This is a genomic window from Actinocorallia sp. API 0066 (genome assembly GCF_020991275.1).
Classification (GTDB): domain Bacteria; phylum Actinomycetota; class Actinomycetes; order Streptosporangiales; family Streptosporangiaceae; genus Actinocorallia.
In genome coordinates this window covers 215,014-238,326 of record NZ_JAJLQY010000001.1, presented here as the reverse complement: position 1 = coordinate 238,326, position 23,313 = coordinate 215,014, and the positions used below count along the sequence as shown (strand labels likewise).

The 23,313-nt window shown below is 71.5% G+C and carries 19 protein-coding genes and 3 pseudogenes; 9 read left to right on the top strand and 13 right to left on the bottom strand.

Annotated elements, in window-relative coordinates; all coding sequences use genetic code 11:
- Positions 1–56 precede the first annotated feature (56 nt).
- From LO762_RS33825 to rsmA, 5 genes and pseudogenes are all read right to left on the bottom strand, one after another.
- Positions 57–251: pseudogene (locus tag LO762_RS33825) on the bottom strand (ABC transporter ATP-binding protein); the annotation flags it as partial.
- Between the two features lie 336 nt (positions 252–587).
- Positions 588–899, bottom strand: a pseudogene (locus LO762_RS33820) (ATP-binding cassette domain-containing protein); the annotation flags it as partial.
- A gap of 240 nt (positions 900–1,139) precedes the next feature.
- Positions 1,140–1,733: pseudogene (locus LO762_RS33815) on the bottom strand (ATP-binding cassette domain-containing protein); the annotation flags it as partial.
- A gap of 173 nt (positions 1,734–1,906) precedes the next feature.
- Entirely contained in the window at positions 1,907–2,803 is an 897-nt protein-coding gene (locus LO762_RS01055) for a 4-(cytidine 5'-diphospho)-2-C-methyl-D-erythritol kinase (RefSeq protein ID WP_230611584.1), read from the bottom strand.
- 66 nt (positions 2,804–2,869) lie between these two features.
- On the bottom strand, positions 2,870–3,736 hold the full coding sequence (gene rsmA / locus LO762_RS01050) for a 16S rRNA (adenine(1518)-N(6)/adenine(1519)-N(6))-dimethyltransferase RsmA (protein WP_230611582.1): 867 nt from the start codon (positions 3,734–3,736) through the stop codon (positions 2,870–2,872).
- 68 nt (positions 3,737–3,804) lie between these two features.
- Between rsmA and LO762_RS01045 the strand changes: the two genes are divergently transcribed.
- Together LO762_RS01045 and LO762_RS01040 are read left to right on the top strand one after the other, a co-directional pair.
- Entirely contained in the window at positions 3,805–4,338 is a 534-nt protein-coding gene (locus LO762_RS01045; protein WP_230611581.1) for a SigE family RNA polymerase sigma factor, read from the top strand.
- Positions 4,335–5,597: a hypothetical protein gene (locus LO762_RS01040; RefSeq protein ID WP_230611579.1), complete on the top strand. Its 1,263-nt coding sequence runs from the start codon at positions 4,335–4,337 to the stop codon at positions 5,595–5,597. Before LO762_RS01045 ends, LO762_RS01040 begins: the two co-directional genes overlap by 4 nt.
- Positions 5,598–5,624: 27 nt before the next feature.
- Here LO762_RS01040 and LO762_RS01035 read toward each other — a convergent pair whose 3' ends face one another.
- From LO762_RS01035 to LO762_RS01015, 5 genes are all read right to left on the bottom strand, one after another.
- On the bottom strand, positions 5,625–6,320 hold the full coding sequence (locus LO762_RS01035) for a transglycosylase family protein (RefSeq protein ID WP_230611577.1): 696 nt from the start codon (positions 6,318–6,320) through the stop codon (positions 5,625–5,627).
- 160 nt (positions 6,321–6,480) lie between these two features.
- Complete coding sequence (locus tag LO762_RS01030; RefSeq protein ID WP_230611575.1) at positions 6,481–7,296, bottom strand: TatD family hydrolase; 816 nt, start codon at positions 7,294–7,296, stop codon at positions 6,481–6,483.
- A complete protein-coding gene (gene metG, locus LO762_RS01025) occupies positions 7,286–9,067 on the bottom strand; it encodes a methionine--tRNA ligase (RefSeq protein WP_230611573.1) in 1,782 nt (593 codons plus the stop codon). The genes LO762_RS01030 and metG overlap by 11 nt, the downstream gene beginning before the upstream one ends.
- Before the next feature lie 150 nt (positions 9,068–9,217).
- Positions 9,218–10,723, bottom strand: a complete 1,506-nt coding sequence (locus LO762_RS01020) for a hypothetical protein (RefSeq protein ID WP_230611571.1) — start codon at positions 10,721–10,723, stop codon at positions 9,218–9,220.
- Positions 10,724–10,852: 129 nt separating this feature from the next.
- Complete coding sequence (locus LO762_RS01015) at positions 10,853–12,103, bottom strand: glycosyltransferase family 2 protein (RefSeq protein ID WP_230611569.1); 1,251 nt, start codon at positions 12,101–12,103, stop codon at positions 10,853–10,855.
- A 168-nt stretch (positions 12,104–12,271) separates the two neighbouring features.
- Between LO762_RS01015 and LO762_RS01010 the strand changes: the two genes are divergently transcribed.
- Entirely contained in the window at positions 12,272–13,708 is a 1,437-nt protein-coding gene (locus LO762_RS01010; protein ID WP_230611567.1) for a phospholipid carrier-dependent glycosyltransferase, read from the top strand.
- Here the strand turns inward: LO762_RS01010 and rsmI are convergent.
- Positions 13,681–14,514 carry a 16S rRNA (cytidine(1402)-2'-O)-methyltransferase gene (rsmI, locus tag LO762_RS01005; RefSeq protein ID WP_230611562.1) on the bottom strand — a complete coding sequence of 278 codons (834 nt, stop codon included), beginning with the start codon at positions 14,512–14,514 and terminating at the stop codon, positions 13,681–13,683. The genes LO762_RS01010 and rsmI overlap by 28 nt on opposite strands.
- A gap of 59 nt (positions 14,515–14,573) precedes the next feature.
- On the opposite strand from rsmI, the gene LO762_RS01000 reads away from it, so the two are divergent.
- The 4 genes from LO762_RS01000 to LO762_RS00985 all read left to right on the top strand — a co-directional run bounded on the left by LO762_RS01000 (position 14,574) and on the right by LO762_RS00985 (position 18,949).
- Positions 14,574–16,139 (top strand): dolichyl-phosphate-mannose--protein mannosyltransferase, encoded by a 1,566-nt coding sequence (locus tag LO762_RS01000; protein ID WP_230611560.1) that lies wholly within the window; start codon positions 14,574–14,576, stop codon positions 16,137–16,139.
- A gap of 69 nt (positions 16,140–16,208) precedes the next feature.
- Entirely contained in the window at positions 16,209–17,282 is a 1,074-nt protein-coding gene (locus LO762_RS00995) for an aromatic acid exporter family protein (protein ID WP_230611556.1), read from the top strand.
- A 62-nt stretch (positions 17,283–17,344) separates the two neighbouring features.
- Entirely contained in the window at positions 17,345–17,833 is a 489-nt protein-coding gene (locus LO762_RS00990; RefSeq protein ID WP_230611551.1) for a DUF1059 domain-containing protein, read from the top strand.
- Positions 17,834–17,920: 87 nt separating this feature from the next.
- Positions 17,921–18,949, top strand: coding sequence for an alpha/beta hydrolase family protein (locus LO762_RS00985; RefSeq protein WP_230611549.1), 1,029 nt, complete (start codon positions 17,921–17,923; stop codon positions 18,947–18,949).
- On the opposite strand, the gene LO762_RS00980 is transcribed toward LO762_RS00985, so the two are convergent.
- The gene (locus LO762_RS00980; RefSeq protein ID WP_230611548.1) at positions 18,939–19,847 is read right to left on the bottom strand and encodes a UbiA family prenyltransferase; all 909 of its coding nucleotides are present in this window, start codon (positions 19,845–19,847) and stop codon (positions 18,939–18,941) included. The two genes, LO762_RS00985 and LO762_RS00980, sit on opposite strands and share 11 nt — an antisense overlap.
- Before the next feature lie 167 nt (positions 19,848–20,014).
- On the opposite strand from LO762_RS00980, the gene LO762_RS00975 reads away from it, so the two are divergent.
- The gene (locus LO762_RS00975; RefSeq protein WP_230611545.1) at positions 20,015–20,998 is read left to right on the top strand and encodes an alpha/beta hydrolase; all 984 of its coding nucleotides are present in this window, start codon (positions 20,015–20,017) and stop codon (positions 20,996–20,998) included.
- A 35-nt stretch (positions 20,999–21,033) separates the two neighbouring features.
- Here the strand turns inward: LO762_RS00975 and LO762_RS00970 are convergent, their stop codons facing one another.
- Positions 21,034–22,260, bottom strand: coding sequence for an AMP-binding protein (locus tag LO762_RS00970; RefSeq protein WP_230611543.1), 1,227 nt, complete (start codon positions 22,258–22,260; stop codon positions 21,034–21,036).
- A gap of 269 nt (positions 22,261–22,529) precedes the next feature.
- Between LO762_RS00970 and LO762_RS00965 the strand changes: the two genes are divergently transcribed.
- Positions 22,530–23,129, top strand: a complete 600-nt coding sequence (locus LO762_RS00965; RefSeq protein ID WP_230611541.1) for a hypothetical protein — start codon at positions 22,530–22,532, stop codon at positions 23,127–23,129.
- Positions 23,130–23,313 lie beyond the last annotated feature (184 nt).

Here is a 23,313-nt window from a genome sequence, read left to right as displayed (position 1 = left end):
CGACGCGCTTCCAGCGCCGTCCATCCGGCCTCGTCGGGTGGGGAGCCCTGTGCGGGTCAGCTTTCGGCGAGTTCCAGCCAGGCCATCTCGACCTCGTCCTTCTCGGCGAGGACGGCCTTGAGCTTGTCGTCCAGGTCGAGCAGCCGGGCGTGGTCGGTGGCGGCCTCGGCCATCTGGGCGTGCAGCTCGGCCTCCCGCCTGGTCAGCTTGTCGAGCTGGCGTTCCAGCCGGTCCAGCTCCTTCTGGGTCTTCCAGTCGAGCTTGGTCGCCGACTGCGCGGGCCTGGCCGCCGGAGCCGCCGCCTCGGGGGCCGCCTGCCGGATCGCCGACACCGTGCCCGCCTCGACCCGCGAAAGGTACTCCTCGACGCCGCCGGGCAGCATCCGCACCGTCCCGTCGCCGAGCAGCCCGTGCACGGTGTCGGTGACGCGCTCCAGGAAGTACCTGTCGTGGCTGACGACGACGAGGGTGCCGGGCCAGCCGTCCAGGATGTCCTCAAGCTCGGTCAGCGTCTCGATGTCGAGGTCGTTGGTGGGCTCGTCCAGCAGCATGACGTTGGGCTCGCCCATGAGCAGCCGCAGGATCTGGAGCCTGCGCCGCTCGCCGCCGGAGAGGTCGCCGACCTGCTTCCACTGCGCGTCGGCGCGGAATCCGAGCCGCTCCAGCAGCTGCGAGGCCGTCCACTCGCGCTTGCCGACGGTGATCCGCCGCGCGATCTCCTCGACCGACTCCAGGACGCGCCGCGTGGGGTCGAGGTCGGCGAGGTCCTGGGTGAGGTGCGCGAGCGCGACGGTCCTGCCGCGCACGACCCGGCCCGTGTCCGGCTGCCGGGTGCCCGCGAGCAGCTTGAGCAGCGTCGTCTTGCCGCTGCCGTTGACGCCGACGAGCCCGATCCGGTCGCCGGGCCCGAGCCGCCATGTCACCTGCCGGAAGACCGGATTGCCCGCGATGTCCAGGGAGACGTTCTCGACGTCGTAGACGGTCTTGCCGAGCCGCGCGGTGGCGAACTTCGTCAGCTCGACCTGGTCGCGCAGCGGGGGCACGTCGGCGATGAGGGCCTGCGCGGCGTCCACCCGGAACTTGGGCTTGGACGTGCGGGCCTGCGGGCCGCGCCGGAGCCAGGCGAGCTCCTTGCGCATGAGGTTCTGCCGCTTGGCCTCGGTCGCGTCGGCGATCCGCGCCCGCTCCGCCTTGGCCAGGACGTAAGCGGAATATCCGCCTTCGTACCGTTCGACCCGGCCGTCCACGACCTCCCACGTCCGGTCGGTCACCTCGTCCAGGAACCACCGGTCGTGCGTCACCAGGACCAGGGCCTCGCGGCGCGTCCGCAGGTGCCGGGCCAGCCAGGTGATCGCCTCGATGTCGAGGTGGTTGGTGGGCTCGTCCAGCATGATCACGTCGGACTCGGGGACGAGCAGCGCGGCCAGCGACACCCGCCGCTTCTCCCCGCCCGACATGCCCGCCAGCGGCGCGTCCAGGTCGAGCCCGGTGAGCAGGCCGGACAGGATGTCGCGGACCCGCGTGTCCCCCGCCCACTCGTGCTCGGCCCGGTCACCGATGACGACGGAGCGGACCGTCGCGTCCGGGCCGAACTCGTCGCGCTGGACCAGCATCGCCAGGCGCAGGCCGCCGGTGTGCGTGACGCGTCCGGAGTCGGCCTCGACCGTCCGCGCCATGATGTTCATCAGCGTCGACTTGCCGTAGCCGTTGCGGCCGACGACGCCGATCCGCATGCCGGACTCGATGCCCAGCGACACCCCGTCCAGCAGCGGCTTCGGCCCGTAGGCCTTGCTGACGTTCTCCAGATTGATCAGATTCACGCGGATCGTCCCCAGGTCCGTGGTGCGGACCGTCTCGTCCTACTCGTCGTCTTTCGCCTGGCTTGCCCCACCCTAGGGCCGTCCGGTCAGAGGACCGTCGCGCCAGGCACCGGGCCGCCCGCCCGGACCACCGCGCGCGCCACCCCCGCGCCGCCCAGCGCGGCGGCCAGGTCGGCGGCGTGCTCGGCGTCCGCGGCGAGGAACGCGCAGGTCGGACCCGAGCCGGAGACCAGCGCGCCGAGCGCGCCGAAGTCACGGCCCGCGGTGATCGTCCGGTGCAGCGCGGGCATGAGGCTCAACGCGGCGGGCTGCAGATCGTTGCTGAGCGCCGCGCCCAGCGCCTTGGCGTCGCCCCCGGCCAGCGCCGCCAGCAGCGCCGGCGACTCGTGCGGCCACACCGCCTCCTGCTCGAACGCCGCGCGCAGCCTGTCGCATTCCGCGTAGACGGCGGGGGTGGAGAGCCCGCCGTCGGCCAGCGCGAACACCCACGCGAACTCGCCCTTGGTCGGCAGCGGCGTGAGCACCTCGCCCCTGCCGACGCCGACGGCCGTCCCGCCGAGCAGCGCGAACGGCACGTCACTGCCCAGCTCCGCGCCCAGGTCCATGAGGGTCTGCCGGGGCAGCTTCGGGTTCCACAGCTCCGCACAGGCCAGCAGCGCGGCCGCCGCGTCGGCGCTGCCGCCCGCCATGCCGCCCGCCACCGGGATCTCCTTGCGGATGTGGATCGACGCCTCCGGCGGCACCCCCAGATGCTCGGCGAGCAGCCGGGCCGCGCGCGCGGCCAGGTTGTCGGGACCCGCCGGGACGCCCTCGATCGACGCCCCCTCGACCGTGACGGCCAACGGCCCCTCGGCCACCGTCACCTCGTCGAACAACGACACGGCGTGGAACACGTTCACCAGGTCGTGGTAGCCGTCGTCCCGCAGCGGGCCGACGCCGAGCTGGAGGTTGACTTTGGCGGGAACCCGGACGGTGACGGACATGGCGGCCCTCGGTTCAAGACGGTGGACGGATCTTCGGACGGTTCTACAAGGCGCGCGCCCGCCGCATCAAACCGGCCGGTGCTCGGCGATCCTGGCGAACGCGGTGACGTCGAGGGCCTCGCCGCGCGCCGTCGGATCAACCCCCGCGGCCCGCAACGCCGCCTCGGCCCGCGCGGGCGAGCCCGCCCACGAGGCGAGCGCCGCGCGCAGTGTCTTGCGGCGCTGCGCGAAGGCGGCGTCCACCACCGCGAACACCTCCTCGCGCGACGCGTCGGTGCGCGGCGGCTCCCGCCGGGTGAAGGCGACGAGCGCGGAGTCGACGTTCGGCGCGGGCCAGAAGACGTGACGGCCGACCGATCCGGCGCGCCGCGCCTCGGCGTACCAGGCGGCCTTCACCGACGGCACCCCGTAGATCCGGCTGCCGGGCGCGGCCGCGAGCCTGTCGCCCACCTCGGCCTGCACCATCACCAGGCCCCTGCGCAGCGACGGCAGCAGCTCCAGCAGGTGCAGCACCACCGGCACCGCCACGTTGTACGGCAGGTTCGCGACGAGCGCGGTGGGCGGCGGGCCCGGCAGCTCCGTGATCCGCATCGCGTCGCCGTGCACGACGGTGAGCCGCCCGGCCAGCGCGGGGGCCTTGGCCCTGACGGTCTCCGGCAGCGCCCCGGCCAGCACCGGATCGAGCTCGACCGCCGTCACCGCGGCGACCTCGGGCAGCAGCGCCAGCGTCAGCGACCCCAGGCCGGGGCCCACCTCGACGACCACGTCGTCCGGCCCGACCTCGGCCGCCCGGACGATCCGCCGGACGGTGCCGGGATCGATCACGAAGTTCTGGCCGAGCTGCTTGGTGGGCCGCACGTCGAGCGCCGCGGCGATCTCCCGCACGTCGGCGGCGCCCAGCAGGGCCGTGTGCCCGGTCTTGTTGTCCCCCACGCCTCGATTCTCCCATGCAACAGTTGCCCGCCCGGTCGCGTCCGGGTCATGACGAAAGGAGAAACGCCTTGGATCACGCAGGAACCGCGACAGGCGAGTCCGATCGGGCGGAACCGGACGCGGAGCTCGATTTTGAGCACTGGGTGGTATCCCGCGCGCCCGCTTTGCTCCGGTACGGCTACGTCCTCACCGGCAACCCGCACGACGCGGCCGACCTCGTCCAGGAGGCACTGATCCGGCTACGCGCCTCCTGGTCGCGGGTGCTGCGCAAGAAGGACCCGGAAGGCTACGTCCGTACCACGATGGCCCGTCACCACATCTCGCTGTGGCGCCGCACCCGCCGCGAGACCCTCACGTCCGCCGTCCCGGACGCGCCCCACCACGACCCCGCCCCACCCGACGACGCGCTCTGGCAGTCCCTCGCCACCCTCCCCCGCCGTCAACGCGCCGTCCTTGTCCTGCGCTACTACGAGGCCCTGTCAGACGACGAGATAGCCGCCCGCCTCAACATCACCCGAGGCACCGTCCGCAGCCAGGCCAGCCGAGCCCTCGACAAACTCCGCGCCGCCTACACCCCCCACTACGAAGGGAGCCCCCGATGACCCCGCCCCGATCCCCCCTGGAGCAGTCCCTCACCCGCTCCCTCCACACCCACGCCGAATCCGCCCCCACCCCCCCACCCACCCTCGCCACCCAAGCCCAACAAACCTGGCACCACCGCCGCCGCCGCAGGCTCGCCGCGCTCTCCGCCGCGACGGCCGCCGCCGTCGTCCTCGGCACGTTCGGCGCCCTGCACCGGGACGGCCCGGAGCCCGCGCCCACCGTGCTCACGCCCGCCCCCGCCGTCCCGCTGGACGAGCTGTGGCCGGACGCCGTCCACCGGGTCCCGCGCACCCTGCCGGACGGCGTGCGGATCACCCCGCTGGCGATGCTCGACCGGCACACCGTGGTGGCCGCGAGCTGGGCGCCCGTCCCCGACGACTGGGGAGGCGAGGGCGTCACCCAGCCGAAGGCCCTCTACGCCTACGACATACGGACGCGTAAGGCGACGAAGGTCACGGACTTCCACCAGCCGAAGCGGCACAGCACGACCAGCAGCCGGATCGTCGCGGGCGACGGCTACGTCGCCTGGCAGGCCGACCACTGGGACACCGACGACTCCGTGGTCTTCGCGCGTCCCGTCACCCCCGGCCCGCCGGAACACCGCTGGAAGGTCTCCGGGTCCCCGCACAGCCTGACCCTCGTGAACGGACGCGCGATCTGGGCCTCCGGGCGCGACGCCCCACCCGCGCTCTCCGCCGCCGCGCTCGCCGACGGCTCCGTGCGGGTGCACAGGGGCGGCGTCCGCGAGATCGTGCTCGGCTGGCCCTGGGTGACCGAAGCGGACATCCCCAGCCACGGCGACGCCGCAGGACGGCCCTTCTTCGGGCAGCGCATCCGCAACGTGGAGACGGGCGAGGTCCGGGGCACCGCCCTCACCGCGCCCGCCTCGGCCGGGGCCGCCTGCGGCGTCGTGTGGTGCTCGCTCGGCGCGGACATGGTCCGGCGCGACGGCTCCGCGCGACTCGTCGGCGCGACGGCGCACCACCCCACGGGGTCGTCCGGCACGGAGGAGCACACCGAGTACACCTACGGCGGGACGCTTCCCGAGGCCGACCACTTCCTCGTGCTCCGCCCGACCGGCCCGGACGATCCCGAGGAGGTGCGGGACCGGCTGCGGATCATCGACCTGGAGACGGGCCGGGTGGGCGAGGCCGTCGTCCCGCTGGCGGAGTACGTCTACAACAGCCCGGACAGCGACACCATCGTCTATCGGACCGGCGAGGGGTTCACCGTGATCGACCTCGCCGCGCTCCGGTAGCCGTCCCGCGCGCGCACGGCACGGGCGTCACTCGTCGGAGTAGAGGAGTTTGCCGCAGGTGGTCTGCCAGCCGTTCTGCTTTTCGTAGAGGAGTTGGGCTCGGCGGGTCTGTTCTTCGGGGGTGGCGTGGGAGGGGAGGCCGGTGCCGCCTACGGACTCCCAGGTTTCGCGGGAGAACTGGTAGAGGCCGTACAGGCCGCTGGTGGTGATGCGCTCGGGGTCGTTGTTCGACTCGCAGCGGGCCACCGCGCCCCAGTTGAGGTCGGCGACCGGGAGGTTCAGGAGGTTCAGCTCGGTCGCCTCCTTCGGCAGCAGCTTGGGGAGGTTGAGCAGGGCGAGGGGGCCGCCGCCCTTCTCGGCGGGCTGCACCGCCGTCTTCGGCTCGGGGGCGGCGACGCGGGCCGGGTCGTCGAACTCGACGGCGGGCGGCGGGACGGCGCCGGGGGGCGCGCCCGCGACGTCCGGCGGCAGCAGCGGCACACCGCCGTCCGGCAGGACCGGGGCACCGCCGCCGGTGCCGGGCGCGGCGGCGGCCGCGGAGCTGACGTCCTTCTGCGCCGGGAGCACCGCGTGGTCACCGGCCAGCGCGACCGGCACGACCTCGGGCTCCCGCGAGAACAGGTTCCAACCCCCGGCGGCGATACCGACGAGGAACACGGTGGCTATCAGGGGCATGACGAAGCTCGGAGGCCGTCCGGCCGCATGCCGCGCACTACGAGTCACGCCCGGAGCCTAGCGGGACCGACACGCAGAGTGACAACATGACGGCGTAACGTCCGGGTGTGCGGCGTGTCCACCGGTACGGGGGTGACTCGGGGGATGAACACCCCCGCACCGGTGACTCGTGAAGAAGGACGTTCCCCGATGGCGCGGGGTTTACCCCTCAGAAGCCGTAGATTCGTTTTCCCGTGGCGGCGATGGCCGCGCACAGCTCGTCCACGGGGACTCCCTTGACCGACGCCATCAGCTCGACGGTGTGCGGGATCAGGTGCGACGCGTTCGGCTTGCCCCGGTGCGGGACGGGCGTCATGAACGGCGCGTCCGTCTCGACGAGGATCAGGTCGAGCGGGGCGACGGCGAGGGCGTCACGGAGCGGCTGGGCGTTCTTGAACGTGACGTTCCCGGCGAAGCTCATCACATAGCCCTTGTCCGAGCAGACCCGGGCCATCTCCGCGTCGCCGGAGAAACAGTGGAACACCACGGTCTCCGGCGCGCCCTCCTCGTCCAGGAGGCGCAGCACGTCGGCGTGCGCGTCCCTGTCGTGGATCATGAGGGCCCTGCCGGACTCCTTGGCGATCGCGATGTGCGCCCGGAACGCGCGCCGCTGCTCGTCCGGCGTGGCGTGGTCGCGGTAGTAGTCGAGGCCGGTCTCGCCGACCACGACGACCTTCGGCTCGCGCGCCAGCTCGGCGATGCGGGCCAGCACGTCGTCGGTGAGGCCCTTGGTGTCGTTCGGGTGGATGGCGACGCCCGCGTACACGTCGGGGTGCTCGGCCGCCGTCTTGGCGGCCCACTCCGAGGACGGGAGGTCGCACCCGATCGTCACGATCCGGCTGACCCCGACGGCCCGCGCGCGTTCGACGGCCTCGGCCACGGGCATGTCGAGCATGTCCAGGTGGCAGTGGTCGTCGAACACCGCGACGGGCAGCCGGGGCGTCGGCGGGACGGGCCTGGGCTTCTTCGCGGTGTCAGCCGCCAAGGCGCGCCAGCTCCTCCGCCACCACGCTCTGGTCGAGCTTGGGGAACAGCGGGACGGGCCGCTGCAGCGGGGTGCCCGCCGTGATCGGCAGGTGCTCCCAGCGGGCCTGCGCCACCGAGTAGTCGCCGGTGATGACGGGGTAGGCGCGCGCGCCCTCGGACACCTCGCGGACCTCGGGCATGCCGGACCACACGCCGGTGCCGCCGAGCATCTCGAAGACCTTCTGCGAGCTGTTGGGCAGGAACGGCGTCAGCAGCGTCTTGGCGTCGTGCACCACCTGGAGCGCGACGAACAGGATCGTGCCCTTGCGCACCGCGTCGTCCTTGATCTTCCACGGCTCCTGCTCGGCCAGGTACCGGTTGGCCTCGCGCACCACGTCGAACGCGGCGGTGATGGCGTTCTTGAAGCGGGAGCGGCCCAGCTCCGCCCCGACCTTCGCGAACGCGGCCTTGGCGTGCTCCAGCAGCGCGGTGTCGGCCTCGGTGAGGGCGCCCGGCTCGGGGATCGCGCCGAACTCCTTGGCGGCCATCGAGACCGACCGGTTGACCAGGTTGCCCCACTGCGCGACGAGTTCGCCGTTGTTGCGGTCGACGAACTGCTGCCAGGTGAAGTCGGTGTCCTGCGTCTCGGGGCCCGCGACGGCGATGTAGTACCGCAGCGCGTCCACGTCGTAGCGCTCCAGGAAGTCGCTGACGTAGATGACGACCTGGCGGGAGGAGGAGAACTTCCTGCCTTCCATCGTCAGGTACTCGCTGGAGACGACCTCCGAGGGCAGGTTGAGCTTGCCGAGCGAGCCCGGTTCGCCGCCCTTGTCGCCCTCGCCGCTGTAGCCGAGCAGCATCGCGGGCCAGATCTCGGAGTGGAAGACGATGTTGTCCTTGCCCATGAAGTAGTAGGACAGGGCCTCGGGGTTCTGCCACCACTCGCGCCAGCGCTCGGGCTCGCCCAGGCGGCGGGCCCACTCGACGGACGCGCTGAAGTAGCCGATGACGGCGTCGAACCACACGTACAGGCGCTTGGTGGGCTGGTCGCGCCAGCCGTCCAGCGGGATGGGGACGCCCCAGTCGAGGTCGCGGGAGATCGCGCGGGGCCGCAGGTCGTCCAGCAGGTTCAGGGAGAAGCGCAGCACGTTGGGGCGCCACTGGCCCTCCTTGCCGCGCAGCCAGCGGCCGAGCACCTCGGTGAAGGCGGCGAGGTCGAGCATGAAGTGCTCGGTCTCCACGAACTCGGGCTTCTCGCCGTTGATCCGGCTGACCGGGTCGATGAGGTCGATCGGGTCGAGCTGGTTGCCGCAGTTGTCGCACTGGTCGCCGCGGGCGCCGTCGTAGCCGCAGATCGGGCAGGTGCCCTCGATGTACCGGTCGGGCAGGGTGCGGCCGGTGGACGGCGAGATCGCGCCCATCGTGGTCTCGGTGAAGATGTAGCCGTTGTCGTGCAGGCCCTTGAAGATCTCCTGGACGACGGTGTAGTGGTTCTCGGTGGACGTCCTGGTGAACAGGTCGTAGGCGATGCCGAGCCCGGCGAGGTCGTCGACGATGACGCGGTTGTACCGGTCGGCCAGCTCGCGGGCGGTCACGCCCTCCTTGTCGGCCTGGACCTGGATCGGGGTCCCGTGCTCGTCCGTGCCGGACACCATGAGCACCTGGTTCCCGATCATCCGCTGGTAGCGGCTGAACATGTCGCACGGCAGCGCGAACCCGGAGACGTGCCCAATGTGGCGCGGCCCGTTGGCGTAGGGCCAAGCCGGCGCGGTGAGGATGTGACGGGACATGCCCCAAGCCTACGGTCGCCCGCCGCCAACGCCGAATCGGTTATCCACAGCCCGGCAAGTCCACGTCGCGGGGGCCCGGCCGGGAATCGCCCGATTTCCCGTGGGGAATCCCATTAATGCACATTGTTCCCTGTGCCGGAAATGACGGATTTATCCGACGGTGACGTAAGTCGTATCGTTTTCCGGGGTCCTGGACGGGTGGTCCGGGCGGTTCCGCGACCGGTACCAGGTGTGCAGGTTCCGCAGCGCGATGGCCGCGGCGACCGTCGCGAAGGGCACGGCCGGGAGGACGTACCTGTAGTCGAACAGGACGGTCGCCGGGGGCACGACGAGGAGGGCGAGGGCGAAGCCGAACGGGAGCAGGATGACGCCGCCCAGCTCACGCCAGCGCGAGACGACACCGGCCAGGGCCACCAGGAGAAGGACGCCCAACACCGTGCCGGGCAGGTAGACGACCTTCTGGTAGCCCCGCATGAAGCCCGCGAAGGGCTCCACCACCCGGGTGGCCTCCGGCTGGACGTCATAGCGCGCCATGGAGGCGTCCCGGCCCGGCCAGTAGGGCTGCGACTCCTTGGGGAAGAGGTAGTAGCCGTACGTCTTCGGGTCGGGGTAGACCGGCCGGTCCCACCGGAAGGTGCGGCCGAAGTCGGTGAGGAACGTGGTGAAGTAGTCGCCCGGCTGGGCGACGATCGCCTCCTTGGCGAACGTCCTGGCCAGCTCGCTCTTGTACGGGTCGAAGATGCCGCCGGGGTACCGGAAGATCTGGCTTTCCTCCCACACGTAGAAGTGCGAGGCCCTGCGCTGTTCGGGGGGCGTGCTGTCGCACAGCGGGTAGGCGTCCACCGGAAGCCGGTCGCCGAAGTTGTCGCAGTCCGCGAACGTCATGGTGCGGCTGTACAGGAAGACCCCGTCCGTGCCGCTCAGTTGGAACTGGCCGTTCACCGACGCGTACCAGGTCATGTAAGCGGCGATGGGCACGATCGCGGTGGCCGTCCCGGCGACGACCGTCCGCCAGCCCGCCCGGCGGATCGCCAGGAAGACGAGCACCACGATGAGCAGAGGCAGCCCGATCGTCCTGGTGATGGCCGCCATGCTCAGCAGCAGGCAGGCCGCGACGACCTTGCCGGGAGCCGGTTGGGAATCCCACAGGACGAGCGCGACGGCACCGGCCACCAGCAGCAGGAAGTAGGTGTCGGACAGGAGCAGGTGCTCAAGCTCGATCTGGTTGCCGTCGAACAGCACGGGCGCGACGGCGAGTGTCGCGGCCCATCCGGGCAGCGCCCTCCCGAACCGGAACAGGTGCGGGCGCCGCAGCAGCCCGTAGAGGATCACCGCGGTGGCCAGCCCCATCAGGTGCTGCACGGTGATGACGGCGGCGAAGCTGTGCAGGGGTCGCAGCAGAAGCAGCAGGAACGGGTACCCGAAGGTCCTGACGACGTCGGGCCGCGGGTTCAGGGCGATCTCGACGTACGGGTAGGAGTCGGGGAACCAGATCGCCCACCGGTAGCCCAGGACCGTCACGAACCGCAGCAGCGCGGCGACGGCGAGCGCCACCAGCAGCACCCGGTGCCGGACGGCGAACGCGAGGACCTGCGCGCGCGTAGGCGGCTTCACCGGGGGCAGGGCAAGGGAAAGGCGCGGAGGGAGCAGACGCAAGATCGCCTCCTTCGCCGGCCGGTGCCCGCGCGGCCCCGGGTGCCTGTCCATCGGCTCACTGTCCCGTAAGGCGTCCACTTCCCATCCGGGAAGTGAACTTTGTTGTTCTAACGCAGTCGTATCGCAGTATTACCGCAACGTACGGTGCAGGTCGGTCTCCGGGGTCTCCCGCTGGCCCGGCACGGCGGCGTCGGCGAGGGTGAGTTCCTCGTGCGCGTGCGAGTCGGTGCCGGGGTGGCTGGAGCGCCGGATGCCCAGGATCGACAGGAACGCCGTGCCCAGGATGAGCTGGCAGCTCATCATGAGGGCCGTCGCCGAGGGCACGACCATGCGCAGCGTCTCGCGCGCGTTCAGCTCGCCGAACTGGGCGCCGTGCCAGTGCACCACCGAGAACGCGACACCGACGAGGCCCGCGACGGCCAGGAGGCCGCCGCTGATGAGCCCCTTCTCGAAGCTCCACTTCTCCAGCAGCCAGGCCGACCGCTTGTCCGGCCGCAGGAACCCTTCGGTGACGCCGTACGCCTTCGTCAGCAGCGAGAAGACGACGGCCTGGAAGCCGATGACGACAGCGGCCGACGCGCCCACGAGCGTGTCCACGTCGAAGACGACGCCCCTGATGTCGATCGGCGTGATGGCCAGCGCGACACCCGCCACAAGGCCGAGCGTCATGAGCACGACGCCGGGGATGAGGAACAGCCAGCGCGGGCTGTACAGCAGCAGGAACCGCAGGTGGCGCCAGCCGTCGCGCCAGGTGTTGAGGTGCGGGGCGCGCGACCTGCCGTCCGGCTTGAGCGTCGTCGGCACCTCGGCGATCCGCGCGTCGGCGAGTGTCATCTTGACGACCATCTCCGACGCGAACTCCATGCCCGACGACTGGAGGCCGAGCGCCAGCGCGGTGTCGCGGCGGAACCCGCGCAGCCCGCAGTGGAAGTCGCCGATCTTGGAGCCGAAGAACAGCCTTCCGACGAACGACAGCACCGGGTTGCCCAGGTAGCGGTGCAGCGGCGGCATCGCGCCCGGCTCGATCCCGCCCTCGAACCGGTTGCCCATCACCAGGTCGGCGCCCGCGCGCAGCTCGGTGACGAACGGCATGAGGTTCGTGAAGTCGTAGGAGTCGTCGGCGTCGCCCATGATGACGTAGGTGCCGCGCGCGGCCCTGATCCCGCCCATGAGCGCGTTGCCGTACCCCTTCAGCGCCACGGGCACCACTCGCGCCCCGGCGGCCTCGGCGAGCGCCTGGGAGCCGTCGGTCGAGCCGTTGTCGGCGATGACGACCTCACCGTCGATCCCGTGCTCGGCGAGGAAAGCCACTGCCTTGCGGACACACGTCTCCACGGTCTCGGCCTCGTTGAGGCACGGCATGACCACGGACAACTCCATGGAACGGCTCCCTGCTGTAGAAAGCGGCCAGGTTGGTTATGGTGCCGGTTGTCCGGTCCCGAGGCGGGGTTTTCCCCCAACCGCGACACCCGGTGTCGCGGACCCGTCGAAGACGGATGGAAGGAACCAACAATACGGGTGTCGCCGCCCGGTGTCCGAGGGGTGTCCGTGACCGAGAGATTCTCGCAGGTCGGAAGGCTCCTGCGGGCCCATCCGTGGCTCGTCAGCGCGCTGGCGCTCGGCGCGCTCGCCCGTCTTGTCGCCCAGGCGGGCTACCGGCCGGGGCTGTGGTTCAACGACTCCTTCGACTACCTCCAGATCGCGCTCTCGCCGTTCGCCCATCCGATCCGCCCGGTGGGGTACGGGCTGTTCCTGTGGGCGCTGAAGCCGCTCGGGAGCGTCGGCGCGGTGGTGGCGGCGCAACACCTGCTCGGGCTGCTTACGGGCGTCCTGGTGTACGCGCTGCTGCGACGGCGCGGGCTGCCCGGATGGGGCGCGGCATTGGCGGCGTCGGCGATCCTGCTGGACGGCGACGTCATCGAGTTGGAGACGCTCCTCCTTTCGGACACGTTGTTCCTGTTCCTTCTCGTCGCTGCTCTGACGATCCTGTTGTGGCCCGGCCTGGGTCTGCCGTGGCAGGCGCTCGCAGGGTTGTCCCTCGCGGCGGCGACGATGACACGGACGATCGGGCTGCCCGTCCTGGGGATCGTCCTTGTGTGGCTCGGCTTCCGGTGGCTCTCGGACGGGCGCGGGCGAGACCGTCTGCGCGCGCTCGGAGCCGTCGCCTTGGCGGGGCTGCTTCCGCTCGGCGGCTACGCGGTCTGGTTCCACGCCGAGAACGACCGGTACGCGCTGACCGCGACGGACGGTGTGTTCCTGTGGGGGCGGACCGCGGCGTTCGTCCACTGCGACCGGATCTCACCGGAACTGCGGTACCTGTGCCCGGCCGGGCCGCCCGCGACGCGCAAGGCTTCCTCGTCCCAGGTGTGGGACGCCGCCTCACCGATCGGCTGGACCTACGGCGCGCCGTTCGACCCCCGGGTGAACGCCGACGCGCAGCGGTTCGCGCTGGAGGCGATCGCCGCCCAGCCGCTCGACTACGCCGGAACCGTCGGACACGACCTCTTCATCCGGACGTTCGGCTGGCACCACGGCGACCACCCGACCCCGGCGACGGCCCGCAAGTACGACTTCCCCACCCGTCCCGACGCGCTGCCGACCTGGCCCGTGCTCGGCGGCGGCACCCCTGCGGACGTCATAGCGGCCTACGACCCTTCCGCCGCACACCGGACGTCGGTGGTGGACCCGTGGGCGACGCTGATCCGGGGCTACCAGGCGGTGGTGAGCGTCCGGGGGCCGCTGTTGGCTGTCGTCCTGCTGCTTCCGCTCATCCTGCTCGCGCGCAGGCGGGTGTTTCCGGGGCTGCCGTGGGCGGTGGCCGTGGTGCTGCTCGCGTTCCCGCCGCTCACCGTGGACTTCGACCACCGGTACGTCGTCACCGCGACCCCCGTGGCGGCGTTGGCGGCCGGGTACGCCTTCACCCGGCGTCGGCGGAGTTCAGCCGACGAATCCGAGCGTCACTTGGCGGCGAGCACCGCGTTGTAGACGACCTTCTTGGGCACGCCGTTCTCTTTTGCGATCTCCCCGATGGCGTCCCTACGCGCCACCCCGGCCGCCTCGCGGGTGAAGACCGCCTCGGCCAGCTCGGCCGGGTCCGTCAGCACCGCGCGCGGCGGCGCCCCGGCGACCACGAGGGTGATCTCGCCCTTGACGCCGTCCGCCGCCCAGGCCGCCAGCTCGGCGAGGCCGCCCCGACGGGTCTCCTCGTAGGTCTTGGTGAGCTCCCGGCACACCGCGGCCCGCCGGTCGGGCCCGAAGGCCGTCACGAGGGCCTCCAGGGCCGCGGAGAGCCGGTGCGGGGCCTCGAAGAAGACCATGGTCCTCGGTTCGTTCGCCAGCTCGTCGAGGCGGGCGGCGCGCTCCCCCGGCTTGCGCGGGAGGAACCCCTCAAAACAGAACCTGTCGGTCGGCAGGCCGGAGAGCACCAGCGCCGTCGTCACCGCCGACGGCCCCGGCACGACCGTCACCGGCACGTCCGCCTCCACCGCCGCCACCACAAGCCGGTAGCCCGGATCCGACACACCGGGCATACCGGCGTCCGTCACCACGAGCACGTCGATTCCGGCGAGCAGCTCCCCGACCAGCTCGGCGGCCCGCGCCTTCTCGTTCTGGTCGTAGTACGACACCACCCGGCCGGAGATCGCCACCCCCAGCTCGCCCGCCAGCCGCCGCAGCCGCCGCGTGTCCTCCGCCGCCACCACGCCCGCGTCGCCCAGCACCTCCCGGAACCGCACCGATGCGTCCTCGACCCGCCCGATGGGCGCCGCCGCCAGAATCAACGTCCCCGTCACGCCCCCATCCTCCCACCCGCCGGGACGCCCGCCGGGCGGGAAGACCCTACGATGTCGGGATGGCTGTGACCCAGGTTCGGGCCGTCGACGGGCGGCCGTCGGTACGGGAGAGACTGGCGCCCGAGGTGCCGGGGAGCAGGCTGTGGGGGTGGCTGCTGCCCCTTGTGGTGACGGCCTTCGCGGGGTTCCTGCGGTTCGACAGGCTCGGCGTGCCCCACGAGATCGTCTTCGACGAGAAGTACTACGCCAAGGACGCGTGGTCGCTTTGGCGGTTCGGCTACGAGCACTCGGTCATCGGTGAGCCCGAGGACCTCGCCGACAAGCTCTTCATGGAGGGCAAACCGGAGCAGATGATCACCGACGGCGGCGCGTTCATCGCCCACCCGCCGTTCGGGAAGTGGATGATCGGGCTCGGCGAGGCGCTCTTCCAGGTCACCCCGTTCGGGTGGCGCTTCATGGCGGCGCTCATCGGGACGCTGTCGGTACTCATCCTGTGCCGGGTCGCAAGGCGGATGACGGGCAACACGCTGCTCGGCTGCGCCGCAGGGTTCCTGCTCGCCCTCGACGGCCTCCACCTGGTGACAAGCAGGTCCGCGCTCCTGGACATCTTCCTCATGTTCTGGATCCTCGCCGGGTTCGCCTGCCTCGTCGCCGACCGCGACCAGGCGCGCGGCAGGCTGTCCCGCAGGGTGGACAGCGACCCCAAGGCGACGCTCTCCTACGGCCCGATGCTCGGCCACCCCTGGCGGTACGCGGCGGGCGTGTGCTTCGGCCTGGCCGCCGGCGTCAAGTGGTCGGCTGCCCCGTTCCTCCTCGCCTTCGTCGTGCTGGTGTTCATCTGGGACATGTCGGCGCGCCGGGCCGCCCAGGTCCAACTGCCCTACGCGGGCGCCGCCCTACGCGACGGCGTCTCCACGGTGCTCGGGCTCATGGTCCTTCCGCTCATCGCCTACTGGACGACGTGGATGGGCTGGCTCCTCACCAAGGGAGGGTGGGGACGCGGAGTGCCCTCCGCCAACGTCCTGCTACGCCCGTTCGAGGGCACGCCCGACCTCATCCGCTACCACAAGCAGATCCTCGACTTCCACAACGGGCTCTCCGACGCGCACCCCTACCAGTCGTGGCCGTGGGACTGGCCGATCCTGCGCCGTCCCGTCGCGTTCTTCTACGACGACAAGACGCCCGGCTGCGGCGCGGCGAAGTGCTCGCGGGAGATCCTCGGCATCGGCACCCCCGCGATCTGGTGGATCGGCATCGCCGCGCTGGCGATCATGGTGGTGCTGTGGATGACGACCCGGGACTGGCGCGCGGGCGCGATCCTCGTCGGGTACGGGGCGGGCTGGCTGTCGTGGTTCCCGTCGGCCTTCGGCGACCGGACCATGTTCATGTTCTACGCGCTGCCGGGGCTGCCGTTCCTGATCCTGGCGATCGTCATGACGCTCGGGCTGATCATCGGGCCGCCGCACGGGCCGCCCCGGTCCCGGCGCGTCGCCGGGTCGATCGTGGCGGGCTCCTACCTGCTGCTGGTGCTGCTGAACTTCTGGTTCCTGTACCCGGTGCTCACCGCACAGAACATCCCGTACGACTCCTGGCATCTGCGGATGTGGCTGGACAGCTGGGTTTAGGTCCGCCTTTGCCGGACCTTGGGCGGGCGGCGCACGCCCCGTTGACCGCGGGTCGCCTATCAAGAAGAGGTGACGCTCGCCACGGCCTTCCGCCTCGTGGCCACCGCGATGGTGGCCTACCTCGTCGCGGACCTGCTGCGCACCGGTCCGCCGCCGCTGCTGGCGCCGCTCACCGCGCTGCTCATCGTCCAGGTCACCGCCTACCAGACGGTCACCAGCTCCATCCAGCGGATCGCGAGCGTCACGGTGGGCGTCCTGCTCGCGGTGCTGATCGCCGGGCCGCTGGGGTTCCACTGGTGGACGCTCGGCCTCGTCATCGCGCTCGCGCTGCTCGTCGGCAGGATGTTCCGGCTCGGCGACCACACGCTCGAAGTGCCGATCAGCGCGATGCTCATCCTCGGGCTGCCCACCGAGAGCGCCGCGCTCGGCCGGGTGGTGGAGACCCTCATCGGCGCGGGCGTCGGCCTGGCGAGCACGCTGCTGACGGCGCCCGTCAAGGTGAAACCGGCCGAGGACGCGCTGCGCGGCCTCGCCATGGACATGGGCCAGTTCCTTGAGGATTTGGCCGACGACCTGCACCTGGAGCCCGACCACGCGCACACCACGCGCTGGCAGGGGCAGGCCGCGCGGCTGTCGGAGAAGGCCCGTGACGTCGCGGCGCGGCTCGGCGAGGCCGACGACAGCACCCGGCTGAACCCGCGCGCGCTGCGGATCGGCGGGCCGTCGGCGCCGCTGCGGACGGCGATGAGCACCCTGGAGGCCGCCACGATCAAGATCCGCGGCCTGGCCCGCTGTATGGCCGACCGCACCTACCTGCACCTGCGTGACGGCTCCGGCCTGGGCAGCGACATGTGGGCGACGGACGTCAGAGGAGAGCTGAGCCTGACCCTACGGACCCTCTCGCGTGCCCTCCCCCTGTACGCCGCCACGGCTACGGCGCCCTCCGCCGAGTCAGGGCGACGCCTCGGCCAAACAACACACGAGCTCCTCGTGGAGGCACGACAACACCGGGAGCGCCTGGGACGGCTCCTCCGCGACGACCCGGGCCACTGGCCCCTCCACGGCGAACTCCTCGTCCACATCGACCGCCTCCTGGACGGCCTCGCCCCCTCCGAGCTCGGCTTCCGCCCCGTCCTCTACTGATCCGCCCGCCGAGGCCGCCAGGCGTATCGTGGTAACCGAGCGACGACGAAGGGAGACGAGCCATGTTCCTGCAGATCGTCGAACTGGAGACGTCCCAGATGCCCCGGGTGGAGGCGCTCGCCGACGGGTGGGCGGCCAGGACCGAGGGCCGCCGGACCGCCGTCAGGACGACCGTCGCCAAGGACGTCGGACGCCCCGACCACTACCGCCTCCTCGTGGAGTTCCCCGACCAGGTGGCCGCCAAGGACAACTCCGCCCTGCCCGAGACGCACGAGTTCGCCGAGAAGGTGCGCGAACTCGCCCGTGGGCCGGTCGTGTTCCACGACCTGGAGACGGTGGCCGTCCACGAGCTGCGCGACTCCGGCCGCAAGACCGTCGACTGCCGGGCCTGGCCGAGCGAGGTCGGCTGCTCGCTGGCGATCTCCGGCACGCCGGACGAGGTCGTCGAGGCGGCCGTGGCGCACGCGGTGGCGGTGCACGGCGAGACCGACGGCCCGGAGCTGCGCGAAGGCATCCGGTCCGCCCTGAAAGACGAGCCTTACAGGAGGTGACCCACGCACCTTCGAGCGGAATGACGATCACGTATCACTCATCCCAGGGCGTATCGCACCGGCCGGGGATCATCCACACTGCGGGGAATGAGAAGGGAACACCTCCGTCGTCTCCCGCTTCCGGCCGCGGTGGCGCTCGCGCTACCCCTGCTCGCCCTGCCCGCCGGGGCCGCCGCGCCCGACCGCGTCGCCGCCCGCGCGCCCGCCTTCCGGCCGGCCGACAGCGGCGCGAAGATCGTCAGGGAGACGCGGTTCGGCAAGCTCGGCCGCGACCTCACGGTGCAGACCCCGAACCTCGACTCACGCGTCAAGGTAAGGATCCTGCTGCCGAAGACGTGGCGGAAGAACGCCAAGCGGACATGGCCCGTGCTGTACGCGTTCCACGGCGGCCGCGACGACTACACGTCGTGGACGCGCGAGACGCGGATCGCCACATGGGCGGCGAAGTACGACGTCATCGTGGTCATGCCGGAGGCCGCCAACAGCAGCTACACGGACTGGTTCAACAAGGGCAAGAGGGGCAATCCCCGCTGGGAGACGTTCCACACCGCCGACGTCGTCCAGCTCGTCGAGCGCAACTACCGGGCGGGCAAGCGGCGCGCCGCGATCGGCGTCTCGGCCGGGGGCATGGGCTCGCTCAAGTACGCGGCGCGGCACCGCGGCCTGTTCCGCTACGCCGCGTCGCTGAGCGGCCCGCTGTGGCTCACCGGCCCCGGCTCCCAGGCCAGCACCGCGATCACCGCCGCCGTCAACGGCCAGGACGCCTGGAACATCTACGGCGACCCCGTCCACGACATCGCCAACTGGCGCGCCCACGACCCCTACCACCTGGCGCCGAAGCTGCGCGGTGTCCGCGTCTTCTTCTCCTCCGGCACCACCGGCCGTCCCGGCCCCGGCGACCCGAAGGCCGGGCCGCTGGACATCGGGCTGATAGGCGAACGCGCCGTGGGCGACACCAACAAGGCGTTCCGCAAGCGGCTGCGCGACCTCAAGGTCCCCCACACCGCCGATCTCTACGGTGACGGCCGGCACAACTGGCCCGCCTGGCGCCGGGTCTCCGCCAAGCTCTGGCCGACCATCATGAAGAACCTCAAGGCCCCCAAGGTCAGCCGATGACGCCGACGTAAGCGAGGGCGAAGACCACGCAGGGGATAAGGAAGAGCTTGCCCACGAGGAGCATGCCCTTGCCGATGTCCTTGGGCTCGCGGGCCTTGGCCAGGCCGTGGTGGTACAGCCAGACGAAGACCGGGGCGCAGGGGGCCCAGAACCAGACCATCCAGGACGGGAAGACCTCGCCCAGCGCGGCCATGACCGTCGTCACCACCCAGAACGCCGTCCAGCAGGCGAAGCCGAGCAGGTACGTGCGGCGGGCGCCGATCTTGACGGCCATGGTGGTGTAGCCGCTCGCCCGGTCGCTGTCGATGTCGGGGATCATCGTCGGCGTGTACAGGGCGATCTCGACGAGGAGCACCACTCCCGCGACGATCCAGGGGAACCCGTCCAGCGGTTTGACGGTGGCCCACCCGCCCATCACGGTGAAGACACCGAGCGGAATGCAATTGGACACCACGTCCAATCCTGGCCGGTTCTTCCACTTCAACGGCGGCACGCTGTAAACCCAGCCGCAGAGAAGGAACCCGAACGTCGCCAGGGCCATCTCGGGGCGGACGGCGAAGGAAAGCCCGATCGCGAGAGCCGCCGCGCAGTAGGCGGCCGCCTTCGCTCCGCGTTCGGAGATCCGGCCGGCGGTGAGCGGTGTGTTCTTGCGCGGGTTGAGCAGGTCGCCCGGCAGGTCGTAGGCGTCGTTGATGGCCAGCACCGCGAGCCAGACGAGCGGCCCCCAGACGACGAGGCCGACCAGGCCCGTGGCGGGGCCGATGAGCTCCTCGCCCGCCAACAGGTAACCGACGTAATACGGGACGAGCGAGACAAGGAAGAGCCCTGGACGGGAGATCTCCCACAGATCACTTGCCAGTTGCCGGGTACGGCCCAGCACCGGGCCGGCGGTGGTCACCAACGGTCACCTCGCGATAGCGGGAGGAATTGGGGGGGGAAGTGCGCGCGCAGCGCTGGTCGAGACTACGGCAGAAGTCATACGTCGGTATTGTCGGAATTGACGAAAAAAACCGGTGGTGATTACGCGCCGAGGTAAGTGTCCGTTGTACATGCGACCATGCCTGCATGACGCAGACACCGCCCCCCTTCGACCTGGAACTCGGTGCCACGCTCGCCGCGCTCGCGGGCGTCGTCTCCCCCACCATCACGCCCGAGGACATCCCGACGCTGCGTGGTGCCCGCACCATGACGCTGCCCGACCTCGACCTCACCCTCGGCGGGCGGCTGACCGTCGAGGAGGTGACGGCGCCGGGGCCGCGCGGCCCGATCCCGCTGATCGTCGGCAGGCCCGTGGAGGCGGGGCGGCCGCTTCCGGCGCTGTACTACATGCACGGCGGCGGCATGATCGCCGGGGACGCGCGCGGCGGCGTCCTCGGCCCGCTGAAGTGGGCGGCGGAACTCGGCCTCGTCGTCGTCTCGGTGGACTACCGGCTGGCGCCCGAGCACCCGCACCCGGCGCCCGTGGAGGACTGCTACGCGGGCCTGGTGTGGACGGTGGAGCAGGCTGACGTGCTCGGCGTCGATCCACACGCCGTCGTCGTCTCCGGCACCAGCGCGGGCGGGGGGCTCGCCGCCGCCGTCGCGCTCATGGCCAGGGACAGGGGCGGGCCGCCGCTGCTCGGCCAGCTCCTCATGTGCCCGATGCTCGACGACCGCAACTCCTCCGGCTCCGCGCTCCAGATGGACGGCCTCGGCGTGTGGGACCGCACCTCGAACGCGACGGGCTGGACGGCGCTGCTCGGCGAGGCGGCGGGCGGCCCCGACGTCTCCCCCTACGCCGCGCCCGCCCGCGCGACGGACCTCTCGAACCTCCCTCCCGCCTTCATCGACGTCGGCTCGGCCGAGACGTTCCGCGACGAGGACGTCGCCTACGCGGCGGGCATCTGGGCCTCGGGCGGCAGCGCCGAACTGCACGTCTGGCCGGGCGGCTTCCACGGCTTCGACCTGCTCGCCCCCAAGGCGGCCCTCTCCCGCGAAGCCCGGGCCGCCCGCCTCGCCTGGCTCCGCCGCCTCCTGCCCTGGCCGGACGGGGAGGGGAGGTTCGGGTGAGGGTGCCCCTCCGTGTCGGGCACCCTCACCCGAGTTCAGGGGGGTGTGGCGCGGCCGAGGAACTCCAGGGCGCCGCCGGGGCGGTAGCGGGCGACGTCGCCGGTGCGGTGCCAGCGGATCCCGTCGCGCACGGGGAAGGCGGCGGCCGTGGCCACGGTGTCGTCCGCGTAGCCCTCGGCCAGGCAGGCGCCGCCGATCCACAGCTCGCCCGCGACGCCGTCGGGCCGGTCGAGCCCGCGCCCGTCGACGACCCGGCAGGCGGTCCCGCGCAGCGGCACGCCGTAGGGCACGGTGCCGGGCCGCCCGAGGTACTCGCTGACCGTCGCGTACAGCGCCGTCTCGGTGGCGCCGCCGAGCCGGGCCAGCAGGCAGCCGGGCAGCCTTCTGGCGGCGCGCCCCGGCAGCCCGGGCCGGAACTCGGCGCGGCCGAGCAGCGCGAGCCGCAGCATAGGCAGCGGACGGTCCTGCGCGAGCAGCCCTTCGAGCACCGAGGGCACCCCGTTCAGGACCGTCACCCCCCAGCGCGCGGCGAGTTCCGCGTGCCGCGCCGCCGTGGCGTCCGCCTCCGGCAGCACGACGCTCCCGCCGACCGTCCACGCCGCGAACAGCTCAAAGACCGAGAGGTCGGACGAGAGCGGCGACGCGGCGAACGTCACGTCCGTGTCGTCCATCCCGTACCGCTCCACCAGCGCGTCGACCGTGTTGGCGGCGGCGCGGTGCGACACCTCGACGGCCTTCGGCGCTCCCCCGCGCCCCGCCGTGAACGCCACGTAAGCCGTGCTCTCCGCCGCCACACCCACCGGCCGGGCCGGCTCCCCCGATTCCACGAACACCGCGGACCCCTCCCCGATCGCCTCCACCACCCGCAGCCCGCCGGGTGAGAGGGGGGTGTAGGTGGCGCCTGCGGACAGGACGGCCAGGACGGCGACGGCGTGCTGGGGGCCAGGGGGGAGGGTGAGGGCGACGCGGTCGCCGGGGCGGACGCCGCGGGCGGTGAGGCGGGCGGCGGCGCGGAGCGCGCGGACGGCGAGTTCGCCGTAGGTGAGGGTGCCGCCGTCGCCGAAGCGGACGGCTGCGGCGTAGGGGGTGCGGAGCGCGTGCCGGAAGAAGGCGCCGTGCAGGGTGCGGGGCGGGCAGGCGGGCCGCGTGTTCAGCGCGCGGCGCACCCGTAGCTGCGCGGGAGTGGCCAGGCCCGCCGTGGCGGGACGGCCCGGCCGCGGGTACGCCGCGCGCGGCCGCCCGTCGATCGTTTCGCTCAGCACAGACGCCCCTTAATTAGGTAAGGCTAACCTAATTGAGTGAGGGTGCGGCGTCAATGATCGGGACACTCCGGACGACTCCCCCGCGCCACTCCCGGGATGGTTCGATGAACGCACATCCATTGCTCTTAAACCGAAAGAATCCCTTGCCTTCTTCAGCAGGATTCGGTATAGGGGCGCCGCGTGTCACTTCCTCCGCGCGCTCGGACCGCTGCTTAGTGTTGCGGAAAAGCCACAAGATCATGAGCTTGTGGCGGGGGGGAGTACCAGAGATGCAGTTGAGCCGATGGGGGCGCAACCTGGGGGTGACCGCCGGTGCGGTGGTCCTCGCGCTCTCGGTCACGCCGGGGGCCGTCCAGGCCGCACCGGGCGACCTCGTGGGGGTGTGCCACCGCACCGACGACGCAGACCGTCCCTACGAGTTCATCAGGGTGGCGAACGACTCGGTCGAGTACGCCAGCCACCTGCTCCACCGCCAGCAGCCGCTCGACGGCGGCGAGCGCGACCAGATCGACGGCCTGGAGAACCAGCGCGTCAGGTCCGCCGAGGACTGCCCCGGCGAGGCCCGCGACGCCACCCGCGACGGCGCCTGGGACGACGACTGGAACCGGAACCGGGACGGCGACCGGGACCGCGACCGCGACCGCGACGGGGACCGGGGCAAGCACGGGAACTGGTGGAAGCACTTCCCGGGGCTCCCGAGCCCGTGGGAGGACGACGAGGTGTGGCACTACCACGGGAAGAGCAAGAAGCCGTGCCGTAAGCAGCACCGCTACTTCCACCACAAGCACAAGCACCGCTTCGTCTACAAGAAGAAGAGGAAGGACGACAGGAGGGTCAAGGTCCGGTTCGCCGAGAAGAACACCCTGTGACCGCGCGACACGCCTGAACACCAGCCCCGGGGCCGGGTCCGTCACCGACGGACCCGGCCCTTCGCTTTCCCCAAGATCAGTCAAATCCCCCTGATCGGGTTTTGCTCGCTGTTCGTGCAGGAATAACGACTAAGAGTGACGGGTCGCGTGATCCAGAACACACGCGACAGAGGGGGAACGGAAG